Consider the following 15,544-nt stretch of genomic DNA (forward strand, 5'->3'; position numbering starts at 1 on the left):
TAAATAGTTTAAACAAAGAGGCTGCCCCATGTATGAGGCAGCCTCTTAAGCTATAAGTAGGAATTAATGTTTGCTTAACTGATCGAGAGTTCTTTCCAGTGCTGCAAGCACTATGTCGATTTGCTCGTAAGATATTACAGCAGGCGGTTCGATCCGGATAACCCGGGCATTGTTAAGAGTTCCTCCGACCAGGACACGCTGGTCAAATAAACCTTTGGCCAGGGCAAAGCCTGTTTCATCAGATGGAAACTCCATTCCGATCAGCAGGCCTTTGCCTCTGACCGCTTTCAATACCGGGTATTTCGATGTCATATTATTTAATTTTTCCAGGATATAATCCCCTTTATCTTTAGCCATTTGCGGTACATCCAGTTCTACCGTATACTTTATGGCAGCAATAGCGGCCGAACAGCTCAGGGGGTTGCCTCCGAATGTTGGTGATCCGAGGATCCAGGGGTTCTCCAGCATATTTTCCCAGAGATGCGGACGGGCAACTATTCCGGTAATCGGCATTACCCCACCACCAAATGCTTTACCCATGATCAGAATATCTGGAACAACGTCAACCTGTTCCACGGCCCACAGGGTACCTGTTCGGCCCATACCGGTCTGGATTTCATCGGTGATTAGATAGACCCCGTATCGATCGCATATATCCCTTAGGGCTGGAAGGTAGTCAGTAGGAGGAACAATAATTCCCGCTTCACCCTGGATCGGTTCAACGATAACCCCGGCTACCGATTCTCCGACGGCAATCAGGTTGCGTATAGCTTTTTCCACAGCATCGGCGTCAGCGTATTCTACATGTTGAAAACCTGGAATAAGGGGAATATAAGGCTTACGGTATACTCCTTTGCCAGTTGCCGAGACTGCCCCCATAGATTTTCCGTGAAAAGCGTTAACCGTTGAAATAAACCAGGTTTTACCCGATGCAAGGCGGGCCAGCTTTAAAGCCATCTCAACTGCTTCAGCTCCGCCGTTGCAGATGAAAGAATACTGCAGATCACCGGGGGTGATCATGGCCACCAGCTTCGACAGGTAACCACGCAGCGGTTCGACAAGTTCCTGGCTGTGCAGGGCATAGCGGTTTAGCTGGGCCTGAACCACCTCAACTACTCTGGGGTTTCTGTGACCAAGCATATAAATACCGAATCCGCCAAGGCAATCGATAAATTCAACCCCGTGGGTATCGCGGAATATGGCTCCTTCATCTTCCCACTCAACGAAAGAATAGTCTGATGAAACAGACTTGCGGGCGCTCAAGATGGCTGGATTGACATACTCCGCATAGTTTGTTACCGAATCTGATACTACGCGGTCCTTTTCTTCTTTTGTCAGTTCATCTTTCAAAATAATATCGATAATACGTGAGCTTTCCTGAATAACTGATTCACGATCCATATTTGACTGGCTCCTCCCCTATCGGTATATATTTACCTGTTAAAATATTATGCAAAAACAATGCCAAGAAAAAGGCAAAGATTAATACTTATAAATATAGGTAAATGATAAAGTACTGTAAATTTTCAAGGTTATAATTATCAAAAATGAGACATGATTGCAGGGGAACTTTAGATTTTGAGAAATTGTCAGTTAAGTAGTACCTCAACCTGGGTGTGATATAATAATCAGGTAAACCTCTTTTGCACAGCAGATGATAGTTAGCTGGATGAATGCTAATACGCAGCGGCATGCAAAACGAGGTTCTTCTGTAGTACCGGCTTTAACTATACAGGAGGTAAAAATATATGGCAGAAAAGAAACGCCCTTTGGATTTTAATAAAACAGAAACTTCTATACGAAAAAAAGGATCCAGCCTTGGTTTTGGGTCGGTCCTGAAAATATTCTTAACATTAATGATTGTGTTACTGATCATTGCCGGAGGAGCTGCAGCTGCAGTCGTGGTTAACTATGTTAACGAAGCACCTCCCTTTGATCTATCCCGACTGGCAACAGTGGAAACATCATATATTTATGACCGCGATGGAAGAGAGATTACTGCCCTTCATGAGGAACAGAACCGTATTGTGGTCAGTCTTAATGAAATACCGGAACATGTCCGGAATGCTTTTATTGCTATTGAAGATGAACGATTCTACAGCCACTTCGGTTTTGATATCATTGGGAGCATCAGGGCTGCAATGGTAAATCTCAGAGCCGGGAGTATAGTTCAGGGAGCCAGCACTATATCACAGCAGCTTGCCCAAAACGCTTTTTTAAGTACGGAAACTACATATCAACGAAAAATACAGGAGATCTGGCTGGCTATTCAACTGGAACGCAGTTTCGGTAAAGAAGAGATCCTGGAGATGTATCTTAATCGTATTTATTTCGGTAACGGTGCGTACGGCGTTGAAGCCGCTGCACAGACCTATTTCGGGAAAAGTGTACAGGAGTTAAACCTGCCTGAGGCAGCAATGCTGGCCGGTGCGGTTCGTTCACCCAATTACTACAACCCCATCGATGGTGAAGCTGAAGCTGAATCAAGAATGCAGCTTATTTTATCAAGCATGCACAGGCTTAACTTTATTTCATCAGCAGAATATGAAAATGCATTAAGGCAGGAGCTGTTTTACAGTGAACCTCCCGATCGTGAATATCCGTATCCGCATTTTGTCGACTATGTTGTTCATCATGAGTTAATTCGTATCCTGAGTGACGTTCCCGGTATCGGTTCCCGTGAAGAAGCCTATCGGGCTATATATACAGGGGGGCTGCGTATTTTTACAACATTGGATCCTGAACTGCAGTCTCATGTTGAGGAAGTGTTGGGCAGAACGGAATTATATCCTACCACTGCCTATTACAGTATGCCGGCAGTTAGAGAAGCTGTGGCTGCTCTCCCTCCCGGACGCGATCTTAGCCGGACTCAACTTCAGGAACTTGTCGATGAGGAAGGTGGTATACCCCAACCACAGGCAGCAATAGTTGTTGCCGATCCGACTACCGGTCAGATAAGAGCCCTTGGCGGAGGCAGGGAATACAGCAAGAAAACCGATGAAGTATTGAGGTTTGCTGCTCTGCGCCAGCCTGGATCGGCAATAAAACCGATTATCACTTACGCTCCGGCCTTTGAAGAAGGTACTCTTGCCGGTGCCGGTTCAACCCTTGATGATTCCCCCTTTACCGGTCCACAGGGCTGGCAGCCCAAAAACTTCGATAACCGGTTCAGGGGAATGATATCAGCCCGGGAGGCTCTTTATTTTTCTTATAATGTTCCGGCAGTTCGCGCATTTCAACAGCTGGGACCCCGGGTGGGAGTCAGCTATGCCCAGCGGATGGGCATATCAACTATTGACCCTTCCGAGATTGATAACCTGGCCCTCACGCTTGGTGGTTTTACCTACGGTGTGAGCGCTATCGATATGGCCCAGGCTTACAGTGTTTTAGCCAATGAAGGGATCAAGGTTGATCTGTATACCATAGAGAAAATTGAAGATCGCCATGGCGCTGTGCTGTACGAAAACAGAATCAATCCACAGCAGGTGCTCAGTCCCCAGGCAGCTTTCCTGGTCAACGATATTTTACAGGATTTTGTCCGTCTATACCTGGGCAGGGCTTTACAGATTGACCGTCCTGTAGCGGCAAAAACAGGAACAACTGAAAACTGGAAAGATGTTTACCTCGTAGCCTACACGCCAAACCTGGTTGCTTCATTCTGGATGGGATTTGATGAACCGAAAATGGGAGGCATTCAACAGGGTTGGCGCTATTCCACGGCGTTTTTAAGGGAGGTATTTCTCGATGCTTTTCAGACGCTGGAGGTAAGAGAATTTATCCGGCCATCGGGAATTGTCCGTTTGGAAGTGTGCTCGGTTTCCGGACTCCGGCCTACCGAACTTTGCCGGGCAGCTGACAGTGTGAGGTACGACTATTTCATTGAAAAACATGCACCCCGGTTAACCTGTGATTTTCACCTCATCCCTGAGCTTGATCCCGATGAACTGGATGATGAGATTGAGGAACCCGAGGATCCGGTAGATGAAGAACCTGATCCCGGAGAGGATCCACCGGATGACGGCGGAGAGCCTCCGGATGACGATGAAGTTCCGCCGACCCCTCCCGGGGATGATAACGGAACCGAACCACCGCCTGGTGATGAGTCAAACGGACAGGGTGGTCCGGGAGAAACCGACCCGGGTAACTGGTGGGAAAATTTTCTGGTGTTTATCTGGCGGGCAAACAACCTTTTTAATTTCCTCTAGGGTCAGTTTGGCTGCATAAACCCAGTTCAGCCATGATTCTTCCCAAAGTTGTTATTGAAGGTTCACTAAGGGGAAGCAGGGGAAGGCGCGGGGGGCCACCATAAAGTCCGATCAGATCGAGCGCTGCTTTTAAGCCGGCTGCACCCCAGCGGGCAGTTACCGCATTATTTATTTTCAGCAGCGATAACTGTATCTTTCTGGCCTGCTCAATATTTCCGGACTTATATAAGCGGTATATTTCACAACACTGGCGGGGCATAATATTAGCCAGGGCAAGAGTACCCCCTTTTGCTCCCATGATAAGAGCAGGCAAAAGAAAGCTTGCTGAACCGGCAAAAACTGCGAAATCATGCCTGCAGTTTTTGATAATTTCTCCAATCTGGGTTAAATTGCCCGAACTATCCTTTATGCCGATAATATTGGGGTGTTCAGCAAGTTTGATCACCAGCTTTGAACTTAGGTTCAGGTTGGTATTGCGGGGCATGTTATATAATATCACCGGTAAAGGAGAACTATCTGCAACTATCTGGTAATGGTTTGCCAGTGTATCTTCATCAAGGTTGTTCTTAAAATAGCTGGGATTTAAAACCAGTACTGCATCAGCTCCGCATTTATATGCTTCCCTATTCAATTTAATAGTTTCCCTGGTTGACTCACAACCTGTTCCCACGATCAACTTTTTCCCCGGAGTTAGTTTTTCCCTGATAAATGAATATAATTTAGTTTTTTCATTAACATCGAGAAGTGCGGCTTCTCCATTTGTCCCCGCAGCGACTAAGCCTTCAAGAGGGCTTTCTGAATACCAATGCATATTGTCAGCCATTTTTTCCCAGTAAATATTGCCTGCGGTATCAAAAGGAGTCGTAACCGGAGCATAGATTCCGGAGATCATTTGAAACACCTGCCTTAATTTAGAATAATCGAAGTTCTGTTAGATAGAAAGGAATCATTGTACCTATTATAACCGGAAAAAGGTGAAAGGGCAGCTTTATTTACCAAGTATTTGAAAAAAAGTGATTATCATCGTAAATTGGTGTTGACAGGAATAACAGAAAATTGATATAATAATATACCTTCTATATATTTAATAAAAGAGAAGAAGGTGTTGGCTTCCAATGAGTAGATTGGAAAGTGCCAGGGAGAAAAAGAAAAAACAAAAGGTACTAAAGAGGCAAATACTGCTCTTCTTTATTGTGCTTGCATTAATCCTCAGTGTTCTTGCGTTTACTTACCGAGACCAAATTTTCAACCTGAACAGACAACCAGCTGCTGATCTTATCGATATGGAGAGATCTGTTGCTGTCTTAGATATATTCGACTTGACTTATGTCTGGATATTTCTGAAAGATGGAGTTGACGCCGGCTCTGTTACAGCAAATGGGGAAAATCTTGCCTACAATGGCCTGTATGATCGGTGGGAAACCGTTTTCAGCGATTATCGGGAAGGAGATACAATCATACTGGTAATTACCGATAAAAATGATGAAAGCAGAATACAGGAAGTTGAAATTATTATCCGCAAGCTCTAGAAATTACTGGTTTATCGACGGTTTATAAGAGAAGCCGTCTGTTTTTATAAAAATTGTATTTTTATAAAAGGGAGGGGTAGTGGAGTATATATATAGCCTTTTGAAAATATTAAAGAAGGGAGAAAAGTATTATGCTTTATTTCAAAAAGTATGCCAGCGTTGTCATTTTTATAGTTGTACTCCTTTTTCTTTTCTCCGCAACAGCATTTGCAGCAGACTCAGATCCCAAGTATGTCCTTTTTCAGCGGTCTGATTTAAAGTATATAATTGTTGATTATGAACAGGCAGTTTTCGATGCTACGCAACCGCTGGGGGATAAACTTTATAATGCTGCGGTTGAAGGTATTCAGGATGCGCTTTCAAACCACAGGAAAGTATACGTGGAGACAAAGGGCGGAACAAAAATTGATTACAGTAAAGCAGTTGATGACGGACTGACATTTCAGCAGGCTTTGAGCAATTCAGCATATCATGTGTCGGCAATGCCTCAGCCTTCCTATGAAATGTACATGGATGGAATCAGGGTGGCACTGAGGGCTCCCATTCCGCTTGAATTTCCTGAATGGATGACTGTTACTGAACCCTGGTCGGAAATAGCAAATTGTTTCTTTGTAAATGTCACGATTGATGAAACCAGGCTGGGAGAAGCGTACCTGGGTAGAACGCTCGATAACATTGATGCTGTTACGGTGAAAAGCATACCGGCTGTCCGCGGCGGAGAGAATAACAACATCTGGCGGGTAAAAATCATTGGTACTGTCCAACCGAACATTAAACCTGCTGATGTCAGGGTAATGCTTGATGGTTCCTGGCTCTGGTAATACCTGTTTACGGTAATTTGGATGATGAATATACCGGGGAGGTGATAAATGTGAGAAAATATTTTAAAGCAATCGGTTTGCTTTTTGCTGCAGCATTTCTGATTCTTTGCCTGTCCGGCACGGTATTTGCAGCAAGCTATATTGTAACTGATGTATATTACGAGAATGCCGGAGGAGATATAGTAAGGATCGATTATTCTAAAGCGGTTGAAGATACTGCCCCATATCCCACCCCTGATTATACTCTCTACAACGCAACAGTGGCTAAAATAAGGGAAGCCCTGGAAAACTTCCGCGATGTTTGGGTTATTGTGCTTATTCAGGGTGATACAGATCCGGTCATGATTCATTATAGTGAAGCGCTGAAAAACGGACTGACCTTGAAGCAGGCTGTTGATGATCCAGATCAGGCTTATTTCCTTGAAGATGAAGAATGGCCTGAGTATACCATGGAACTGGTTGTGGATGGTGGCGTGGCTGTTGAAAAACCGTCCGGAGATCTTTACTGGTTAAAAGACCTTTATATCGTACCCGATGAGATCGGCAAACAGTGGCTAATCTATGCTATATTGGATGCAGATAATTTGCCGGGTAATTACTCACTAAACGATGTTGATGCAGTAATGATCAAGGGTGAGGCGGCAAGCCAGGATCCTGATTTGCCGGAAAGATGGCAGCTGCGCATTGAAAAAGATCCCGATCAATTCTGGGAAACTGTCACCGTTAATACCGGAGAAGTTGTCTTGGTAATCGGCGGTCAGGAGTATTATCTCGGAAGCTGATAATAATTTAACATACATGGATCCGGAAAAGTGGTGTTCCGTGAAGATGGGGCGCCACTTTTATATTATTTCTCCGATGGCTGCCATATAAACTGCAGTTTCGTTGACACCGTCAACATCGATTATAAGGTTTACTTCATCGTCAAAGAATGCCCCTACCTGGCATGAACCAAGCCCGCAGGAGACTGCAGCCAGGGCAGCATTTTGGCCGATATGCCCCGCATCAAGATAGATATAACGGCAAGCGCGCTGATCATATCTGATATTTTTGCAGGAGTTTGATTAACTAAATGGAAATAATTAGACTACACATCTTTGAAAGCATATTTAGACAAATTTCAGTCATTTGGGAGGCAGTTAAAATGGAGAAAAAATGTATTGATATTGAAGGAATCAGTAAGGCCGGCCCCTATTCGCATGCTGTTGAAGTGGGGGAGATGCTGTTTCTTTCCGGCACTGTACCGGTTGATCCAAAAACCGGGGAAGCTGTCCGGGGTGACATTAAACGAGCAACGGCAAGAGTTCTCGAAAACATCAAGATGATTCTCGAAGGTGCCGGCAGCAGTCTTGATAATGTGGTCAAAGCGGGTGTTTTTTTAACAGATATGGCTGATTTCTCTGATATGAATGAAGTTTACAAAACCTACTTCACGTCTGAACAACCTGCCAGGACCTGTGTTGCTGTTAAGCAGCTTCCAGGAAACTTTGAAGTCGAGATGGATATCATTGCAATCAAATAAAGGTGCATTACAAGTTCTTACCGAAAGGAAGTGATTTCCGTTAATGACCATAAAAAGTGCAGAAGAATATAGGGAAAGAATGTACAGGTTGAATAAAAATATTTTCATGGGTGGAGAATGCATAGGCCGTGACGATCACCGGTTAAAGCCAGGTCTGGATTTGATCGCCGACAGTTTTGAGAAAGCAAATGATCCTTCCCTGAAAAGTTTAATAACAGCTGAGTCACACTTGACCGGGGAAAAGATCCACCGCCTGTGCCATATCCACCAGAGTTCAGATGACCTTTTGAAAAAACAGGAGCTCACCAGGCAGTTATGCCGGAAAGCGGGGGGATGCATTCAGCGCTGCATGGGCATTGATGCCCTGAATGCCATATCGGTCGTTACAAAAGATTGCGATGATGCCTTTGGAACAGAATATTATCCCCGTTTTGTCGAATTTATGAAGTATTTTCAAGCCAATGATCTTGTTGGCAATTGCGCTCAATCTGATGTGAAAGGTGATAGATCCAAACGTCCTTTTGAGCAAAGCGACCCGGATCTCTATTTGCGGGTTATTGAAAAGAAAAAAGAAGGGATAGTTGTCCGGGGCTGTAAGGCACATAACTCGAATGCTCCTTTTTCGGATGAAATCGTAGCTGTTCCAACCCGCCTTATGACGGATAAAGATGCTGACTGGGCAGTAGCCTTTTCAATGCCGGCTGATACTCCCGGTATAAAACAGGTAGTCAGGATTACCACCCCCAGGGAGCGAAAGCAGATCAAAACTAAAAATTTCTTTGGCCTTGCCGATTCAATGACTGTATTTGACGACGTCCTTGTCCCATGGGAAAGGGTATTCCTCTGCGGCGAAACATATTTTGCCAGCATACTGGCCATGCTCTTTGCAACCTACCACCGCCACAGCTATACAGGGTGTAAACCGGCAATGACTGACCTCATCCTTGGAGCATCAGCATTGGCCGCGGAATATAACGGCGTGGGTGATGCCTCACATGTTAAAGATAAACTCTCAGAACTGATTGCTACCGGAGAACTTGTTTATGCAGCCGGTATAGCTGCCTCGGTTAAATCAACTCCGGCCAACTCGGGAACCCACATCCCCAATATCATATATACTAATGTTGGGCGCTACCATGCCGGTGTAAAACTCTACCACGAATATGAAATTCTGGCTGACCTTGCCGGAGGCTTGCCGGCAACCCTGCCGTACGAAGATGAATTCTTTGCTGATGAGACTAGAGATCTGATGGAGAAATATATCAAGCGCAAAGATGGAGTATCTGCAGAAGATCAGCATCGACTGTTCCGCACCCTTTCCGACATGCTCTGCAGTGCCCATTCAGGTGTGGCCCAGGTCGGTGGTCTGCATGGTGGAGGTTCGCCGATTATGGAAAAGATTGCAATCCGTAATAATTATGATATTGATTCCTGCATCCGCCTGTTTAAAATGCACTGCGGAATAGACTCCTGATAAGACGAGTAAACTTGCTTGTGGAATTTAATTTTAGGGGGGTATAGTTAGGCCATGGAGATGCTGTCTGATGAAAATAAATTTGGTTTAATCGACAGGGTTGAAATAACAGTTTTGATGGACGATTACGCCGGATTTGACAGCGCCATGATTGCTGTCCATGGCGCTTCATACCTGGTCGAAGTAACAGCCGGCAAACACACAAAAACCATCCTGTTTGATACCGGACAGTCAACCGATTCCTTACTGCATAATATGGCGCTGCTGAAGAAAGATATAAAAGCCATCGATTATATCATACTCTCTCACTGTCACTATGATCATACAGGCGGGCTGCTTGGAACTCTGCAGGCAATTGGTAAAAAAAGTTTGCCCATAGTAGCTCACCCGGATATTTTCAGGCAATCTATTGCTCTTGATCCATGTTTGCGGTCCATCGGGTTCTACCCCGGTCATAACAGAAGTGCCTTGGAAGCTGCGGGTGGTGAACTTATCCTTACAACTGATCCACTTAAAATAATGCCCGGGATTCTTACAACGGGAGAAATTACCAGGCGTGTTGAGTTTGAGAATCAGCCTACCCTGTCAACCTACACATTAAATGAAGGCCAGTTAGTTCCCGATCTTTTAACAGATGATCTTTCCATGGTCTTATTATTTAACGACAGCATCGCGGTGCTCACCGGTTGTTCACATGCCGGAATCATCAGCATAATTCAGACTGCCGTAAATATTACCGGTGTAGATCGGATTAAAGCTGTTATCGGTGGCTTTCATCTTCTTAGTGCGGATGCACCGAAAATTAAAACAACGGTGGAAAAAATGAAAGAGATCAATCCAGCTGAAATATTTACAGGACACTGCAGTGGACTTAAAGCGGAAGCTGCACTGCAGAATAGTTTTGGCAGTCGTTTTCATAAACTAAGTACCGGTCTTGAGATCAAACTATAGCAGAAAGAGGTTGTGACCTATGAATTATGATGTAAATTATGTGCGAAACCAGTTTCCAGCCTTAGCCCTTAAAGTTAATGGCTATCCGGCAGCATATCTCGATGGACCGGGAGGCACACAGGTACCCCAGAGAGTAATCGATGCTGTGGTTAATTATCTCGTAAAATGCAATGCCAACTCCGGAGGTTTTTTCAAAACCAGCATGGAAAGCGATAATATTATCAATAATGCCAGAGCAGCTTTGGCTGATTTTCTGGGGTCGGATCCCGATGAGATTGCCTTCGGGCAAAATACAACTAACCTGATGTACCAACTGGCTTTTGCCCTGGGCAGAAATCCGGGTAAAAGAAAGGAAATTATTATTACTGAAATTGATCATGAAGCAAACCGCGGGCCTTGGTTAGCTTTGGAAGAGAAAGGTTTTGTGGTCAGGGAGGTTAAGATTAATCCTGAAAACTGCACGCTTGATATGGAAGATTATCGTTCTAAATTATCGGAGAACACCCTGGTTGCTGCATTCAATTATGCATCAAACGGTGTGGGTACTGTCAGCGATGTTAAAGAAATGGTCAGGTTGGCTCATGAAGCTGGAGCACTGGCCGTGGTTGATGCAGTCCACTATGCCCTGCATGGTCCGATCGATGTGAAAGATTTAGGTGTAGATTTTCTGCTTTGCTCGGCATATAAGTTCTTTGGGCCGCACCTGGGAGTTCTCTACGGCAGGCGTGACCAGTTTGAGAAGCTCCCTGCATATAAACTGAGGGTTCAGTATGATAAAATTCCCTGCAAAATTGAAACGGGGACCTTAAACCATGAAGGGATTGCCGGGGCAGCGGAAGCAGTGGAGTTCATAGCTGATCTAGGCAATAAATTTGGTTCAATTCTGAATCCAGAACCTGCGGAGCTTTCTGCTAAGCAGAATAATCGCAGAGAAATGGTTATCGCCGGCATGAAAGTTATGGAACAATACGAACAGCCTTTAGCCGGAAAATTGATCAATAATTTGTCGCAGGTAAATGGAGTCAAGGTATATGGACCACCTCAGGGTCACCCTCGAACTTCGACTGTATCTTTTTCTTTAAAAGGTTTAACTGCAGAAAAAATAGCAAAAGATTTAGGCGAAAAAGGGATATTTGTCTGGGATGGTCATTTTTATGCTATCCGGTTGGTTGAAAGACTCGGCCTCATACCCCTTGGCGGTTTGGTCAGGATTGGTCTTTCACCTTACAATACTGAAGGTGAAATTGACCGCCTGGTAGACGAGGTGTATAAAATGGCAAAAGGTAGCTCCTGAGTCGTCATTATGATTCAGGCAGCTCTTGAATATGCAGATAAAGAATAGAGAGGAGAGGCTAAACTTGAAGATTTGCGATATTTATGAATATGTTGTAAAAAAAGGAATCGAAAAAGATCCCAGGGAACCTGCAGGAGTAACTGCAGCCCTGGAAAAGGCAAGAAAAAAATATGAAGATCTGAAGGAAGCTGAAAAAAAGGAATTTGATCTTGAATCGCTTACCAATCCGTACAGCGATACGAGAATTCTTTGTGGAGATCCGGATGCAGAGGTAAAAAGAATGATGGTTGGAGTTGATATAGAGGTTGGTGAAGTCCTTCTGGCAGATCGACTGGCCGGGAAAGATAAACAAATAGACTTGATAATGGCTCATCATCCTGAAGGTAAAGCACTGGCAGATCTCCATTATGTTATGCACCTGCAGGAAGACATTCTGGCTCGTTTTGGTGTCCCTATAAACGTTGCAGAATCAATTCTGTCATCACGAATCAGTGAAGTGAAAAGAGGTTTAATGCCGGTCAACCATAACCGGGCAATTGATGCTGCTAAAATTCTGGGGATTGCCATGATGTGTGCTCATACAGTTGCCGATAACCAGGTAACAGCTTTTTTACAGACCATGTTTGATCGGGAAAAACCTGATACTTTGATCGATGTTTTGAAGCTGCTGAAAGAAGTTCCCGAATATGCCGAAGCTGTAAAAAGCAGTGTAGGTCCGAATATTATCTTAGGCGCCAAGGAGAGACGGGCCGGTAAGGTTCTGGTTGATATGACCGGTGGGACCAGTGGGTCGGAAGATGCCTATGCCAAGCTGTCCCAGGCCGGGATAGGAACAATTGTAGGTATGCACATGAGTGATAAACACCGTAAGCAGGCAGAAGAGAATCATATAAATGTTGTTATCGCTGGTCATATTGCCAGTGATTCACTGGGTATGAACCTTTTACTCGATGGACTGGAGAAGCAGGGCATTGATATTATACCCTGCTCAGGGTTAATCAGGCACAGCAGGAATTAACCCTTGAGAAGTGATTATTTACTAAAAGTTATTGTATGGCGATCCGGACCCTGGCATCGAGAGCTAATGATCCCTTCCCTTCAGAAAATACCCGGACCGGATTAATATCCAGCTCTCTGATGCCGGGGAAATCGGCGAGCAGCATTGATACCCTGACTACCAGATCGATGAATGATTCAATATCGCCCGCAGCTTTGCCGCGAGTACCTTGAAGAACCTGGAATGACTTCAGGTTCTTTAGTTTTTTCCTGATATTATCGGGTTCAGCAGGACAGATCATATTCGCTGTATCCTTAAAAACCTCGATAAAAATTCCGCCCATTCCGAAAAATATCACGGGTCCGAATGAAGGGTCCTGTTTGCCACCGATGAACATATCATAGCCTTCGGGTGCCATTGGTTGAATCCTCACTCCTCCGAAATGAGCATTCTTCTTGAAAGACTGAAGATTACTGCGGATATTTTCAAACCCTTCGGCAACTTCTTCATTATCGGAGAGGTTGAGCAATACTCCTCCCACATCAGACTTATGAAGAGCATCAGGTGAGATTACCTTCATTACAACGGGAAGTCCAACTTCTTTTGCGGTGAGAACAGCTTCAGCGGCTGATATCGCTGTTCTGGATACTGTCGTCTTAATACCATATGAAGCCAGAAGTTCCAAAGCTTCTTCACCGTAATCTCCCTGCTTATCCTGCATCCAGCGTTTAGCAGCAATATGATCTATCTTTTCCGGTGCAGCAGCATTTTTTTGTTCTGCTAAAAGCTTTTTCCGCTCATAATATTTCATCTGGATTGCCAGGGCGGTGATCATCTCTTCAGGACTGTTGAAGATAGGGAACTCAACATATCGTTTTGTCTGCTGAATCATACGGGTAGGGCCGAAAAGGCAGACTCCGAGAGGTTTCCCTGCAGAAAGGATAGAACCCCAGGCTTCTTTGGAAAGGTCGGTGAGGAACATTTTCTGGAATATATTATCACCCTGTGGCATCTGAGGTCTCTGGCTGATGTAAATTGAACCGTCAACCTGGTCGGAATGCATAACTGAATAAAGTACATATGCGGTTAATTTAGGATCATAAATGTCACCCATATCCAGAGGATTGGAAAAGTTAATAACTCCTGCATTGCTGAACTGTTTAAGGCTGTCATAGAACTCCCGGCCCATATCGGCGAATGTAAAACCGGCTTTTTCGCATAAGTCAGCGCCCAGAACTGCAAATCCACCGGCCGGACTCATAACCATGATCCGTTTTCCCTTCATCGGCGGCAGATGAAATGCTTTGGTTACTTCAATAAAGTCGAGGAAATTATCAATGCGGATTATCCCGGCTTCTTCGAAAGCAGAATCGATTATTGCCTCATCACTGCTTAAGGCAGCAGTATGGCTCATAGCTGCTTCTTTGCCTGCTCGGGTCGTATTAGCCTTGTAAACAATAATCGGTTTATCTATGCCGGCGGCAGTTTCAATTAATTTCCTGCCCCGATTGATGCTTTCAAGGTAGAGGCAAATAACCTTAGTCTGGGGATCTTTGCCGTAATACTCGAGAAAGTCAACTTCATCAAGGTCGAGTTTATTTCCGATGCTGGCGAATTTTGCCAGGCCGATCTTTTCATCAAACAGATAGTTCAGCATTGTTAATGCCACGCCACCGCTCTGTGAAATGATCGACATTTCCCCCTTTGGAGCTTTATGCAGCGCTACGAATGGCAGGCAGAGCCCGTTATCAGTATTGGCAACAGTCACGCTGTTAGGCCCTACAAAGCGTATCCCGTAATTACGGGAGATAGAAACCAGTTTATCTGCTAAAGCTTTCCCCTCTTCACTGAACTCTGAAAAGCCGCCTGATGGAATAGCCATCCGCCTGATACCGAACTTGCCGCAGCGTTCCATCATATCCGGAATCAAGGGGGCGGGGATCATGCAGTAGGCCAGATCAGGTATTTCGGGAAGGTCTTCAATGTTTTTAAACATCCTGATACCGTCAACATGAATATCTTCGCTCCGGGCATTTACGCCAAATATTCTTCCCCTGTATCCCCAGCGCAGCAGGTTTTCCAGTGTCAGGCGCGGTATATTGGTCGGCTTTGAGGAAAGGCCGATGATGACAATCGATTCGGGATAAAAGATTTTTTGCATTAAAGATCCTCCCTTTCATGATGCAGCACGGCATTAAAAAATTATATGGCATTTTGAGGCACATATTAAATTTTACCATAGATCGACCGATCATATATAATAAAAACAGTGAGATAAATCATACCTGGGTATGATCTGAATTTACAACTAGCGGACCTTATTACCTGCTGAAAGGTTTGAAATATTACCTGGAGACCGAAGAGGAGATCGAGCTGGTCGGAGAAGCTGCTGATGGCGAAGAAGCGGCGCTCATGGCTGCCAGATATAAGCCGGATGTCATATTGATGGATCTCATGATGCCCGGTACTGACGGCATCGAAGGAACGAAGCTTTGTCTTGAGGCAAGTCCCGGGTCGAAGATAATCATTTTAACCAGCAAGGCTGAAGATGACCTGGTTCTACCGGCAATAAAAGCCGGTGCGCTGTCGTACCTTTTAAAAGATATTTCAGCTGCAGACCTGGTCAATGCGATCCGGGATGCTGCTTCAGGAAAACCTACCCTGCATTCCATGGCTGCATCAAAGATGCTGAACGAAGTAAGTGGTGGTAATAAAGCAAATGAAAAAAACGATTCAATAAGCCCCCGTGAG

General features: G+C 44.8%; 14 protein-coding genes. 10 read left to right on the forward strand and 4 right to left on the reverse strand.

The window, feature by feature from the left end; genetic code table 11:
- Positions 1-63: 63 nt before the first annotated feature.
- The gene (locus SCJ97_05030) at positions 64-1,401 is read right to left on the reverse strand and encodes a putrescine aminotransferase (GenBank protein ID MDW7739407.1); all 1,338 of its coding nucleotides are present in this window, start codon (positions 1,399-1,401) and stop codon (positions 64-66) included.
- Positions 1,402-1,748: 347 nt separating this feature from the next.
- Here SCJ97_05030 and SCJ97_05035 point away from each other — a divergent pair, with 347 nt between their 5' ends.
- Positions 1,749-4,205, forward strand: a complete 2,457-nt coding sequence (locus tag SCJ97_05035; GenBank protein ID MDW7739408.1) for a PBP1A family penicillin-binding protein — start codon at positions 1,749-1,751, stop codon at positions 4,203-4,205.
- Here SCJ97_05035 and SCJ97_05040 read toward each other — a convergent pair.
- Positions 4,192-5,097: a dihydrodipicolinate synthase family protein gene (locus SCJ97_05040; GenBank protein MDW7739409.1), complete on the reverse strand. Its 906-nt coding sequence runs from the start codon at positions 5,095-5,097 to the stop codon at positions 4,192-4,194. The genes SCJ97_05035 and SCJ97_05040 overlap by 14 nt on opposite strands.
- Positions 5,098-5,320: 223 nt before the next feature.
- Here SCJ97_05040 and SCJ97_05045 point away from each other — a divergent pair, with 223 nt between their 5' ends.
- The 3 genes from SCJ97_05045 (at position 5,321) to SCJ97_05055 (ending at position 7,337) form a co-directional block, all read left to right on the forward strand.
- Complete coding sequence (locus SCJ97_05045) at positions 5,321-5,734, forward strand: hypothetical protein (protein MDW7739410.1); 414 nt, start codon at positions 5,321-5,323, stop codon at positions 5,732-5,734.
- Positions 5,735-5,865: 131 nt separating this feature from the next.
- A complete protein-coding gene (locus tag SCJ97_05050; GenBank protein ID MDW7739411.1) occupies positions 5,866-6,555 on the forward strand; it encodes a hypothetical protein in 690 nt (229 codons plus the stop codon).
- A 50-nt stretch (positions 6,556-6,605) separates the two neighbouring features.
- A complete protein-coding gene (locus tag SCJ97_05055; protein ID MDW7739412.1) occupies positions 6,606-7,337 on the forward strand; it encodes a hypothetical protein in 732 nt (243 codons plus the stop codon).
- Positions 7,338-7,397: 60 nt separating this feature from the next.
- Here SCJ97_05055 and SCJ97_05060 read toward each other — a convergent pair whose 3' ends face one another.
- Positions 7,398-7,601, reverse strand: coding sequence for a nitroreductase family protein (locus SCJ97_05060; protein ID MDW7739413.1), 204 nt, complete (start codon positions 7,599-7,601; stop codon positions 7,398-7,400).
- Positions 7,602-7,699: 98 nt separating this feature from the next.
- Between SCJ97_05060 and SCJ97_05065 the strand changes: the two genes are divergently transcribed.
- From SCJ97_05065 to SCJ97_05085, 5 genes are all read left to right on the forward strand, one after another.
- Complete coding sequence (locus SCJ97_05065) at positions 7,700-8,077, forward strand: Rid family detoxifying hydrolase (protein ID MDW7739414.1); 378 nt, start codon at positions 7,700-7,702, stop codon at positions 8,075-8,077.
- 43 nt (positions 8,078-8,120) lie between these two features.
- A complete protein-coding gene (locus SCJ97_05070) occupies positions 8,121-9,551 on the forward strand; it encodes a 4-hydroxyphenylacetate 3-hydroxylase N-terminal domain-containing protein (protein ID MDW7739415.1) in 1,431 nt (476 codons plus the stop codon).
- A 54-nt stretch (positions 9,552-9,605) separates the two neighbouring features.
- Positions 9,606-10,502, forward strand: coding sequence for an MBL fold metallo-hydrolase (locus tag SCJ97_05075; protein MDW7739416.1), 897 nt, complete (start codon positions 9,606-9,608; stop codon positions 10,500-10,502).
- Positions 10,503-10,521: 19 nt separating this feature from the next.
- Complete coding sequence (locus SCJ97_05080; protein MDW7739417.1) at positions 10,522-11,796, forward strand: cysteine desulfurase-like protein; 1,275 nt, start codon at positions 10,522-10,524, stop codon at positions 11,794-11,796.
- Positions 11,797-11,860: 64 nt separating this feature from the next.
- Complete coding sequence (locus tag SCJ97_05085; protein ID MDW7739418.1) at positions 11,861-12,814, forward strand: NGG1p interacting factor NIF3; 954 nt, start codon at positions 11,861-11,863, stop codon at positions 12,812-12,814.
- Positions 12,815-12,842: 28 nt separating this feature from the next.
- Here SCJ97_05085 and SCJ97_05090 read toward each other — a convergent pair whose 3' ends face one another.
- Positions 12,843-14,954 carry an acetate--CoA ligase family protein gene (locus SCJ97_05090; GenBank protein MDW7739419.1) on the reverse strand — a complete coding sequence of 704 codons (2,112 nt, stop codon included), beginning with the start codon at positions 14,952-14,954 and terminating at the stop codon, positions 12,843-12,845.
- Between the two features lie 176 nt (positions 14,955-15,130).
- Here SCJ97_05090 and SCJ97_05095 point away from each other — a divergent pair.
- A partial coding sequence (locus SCJ97_05095) for a response regulator transcription factor (protein ID MDW7739420.1) occupies positions 15,131-15,544 on the forward strand: 414 nt, incomplete at its 3' end.

This window comes from Bacillota bacterium (assembly GCA_033549065.1).
Lineage (GTDB): Bacteria > Bacillota > Dethiobacteria > DTU022 > DTU022 > JAWSUE01.

What these genes read in the sequence shown, in the direction of transcription:
- SCJ97_05030 (MDW7739407.1), bottom strand. Translation starts at nt 1,401, where the DNA reads ATGGATCGTGAATCAGTTATTCAGGAAAGCTCACGTATTATCGATATT.
- SCJ97_05035 (MDW7739408.1), top strand. Translation starts at nt 1,749, where the DNA reads ATGGCAGAAAAGAAACGCCCTTTGGATTTTAATAAAACAGAAACTTCT.
- SCJ97_05040 (MDW7739409.1), bottom strand. Translation starts at nt 5,097, where the DNA reads ATGATCTCCGGAATCTATGCTCCGGTTACGACTCCTTTTGATACCGCA.
- SCJ97_05045 (MDW7739410.1), top strand. Translation starts at nt 5,321, where the DNA reads ATGAGTAGATTGGAAAGTGCCAGGGAGAAAAAGAAAAAACAAAAGGTA.
- SCJ97_05050 (MDW7739411.1), top strand. Translation starts at nt 5,866, where the DNA reads ATGCTTTATTTCAAAAAGTATGCCAGCGTTGTCATTTTTATAGTTGTA.
- SCJ97_05065 (MDW7739414.1), top strand. Translation starts at nt 7,700, where the DNA reads ATGGAGAAAAAATGTATTGATATTGAAGGAATCAGTAAGGCCGGCCCC.
- SCJ97_05070 (MDW7739415.1), top strand. Translation starts at nt 8,121, where the DNA reads ATGACCATAAAAAGTGCAGAAGAATATAGGGAAAGAATGTACAGGTTG.
- SCJ97_05075 (MDW7739416.1), top strand. Translation starts at nt 9,606, where the DNA reads ATGGAGATGCTGTCTGATGAAAATAAATTTGGTTTAATCGACAGGGTT.
- SCJ97_05080 (MDW7739417.1), top strand. Translation starts at nt 10,522, where the DNA reads ATGAATTATGATGTAAATTATGTGCGAAACCAGTTTCCAGCCTTAGCC.
- SCJ97_05090 (MDW7739419.1), bottom strand. Translation starts at nt 14,954, where the DNA reads ATGCAAAAAATCTTTTATCCCGAATCGATTGTCATCATCGGCCTTTCC.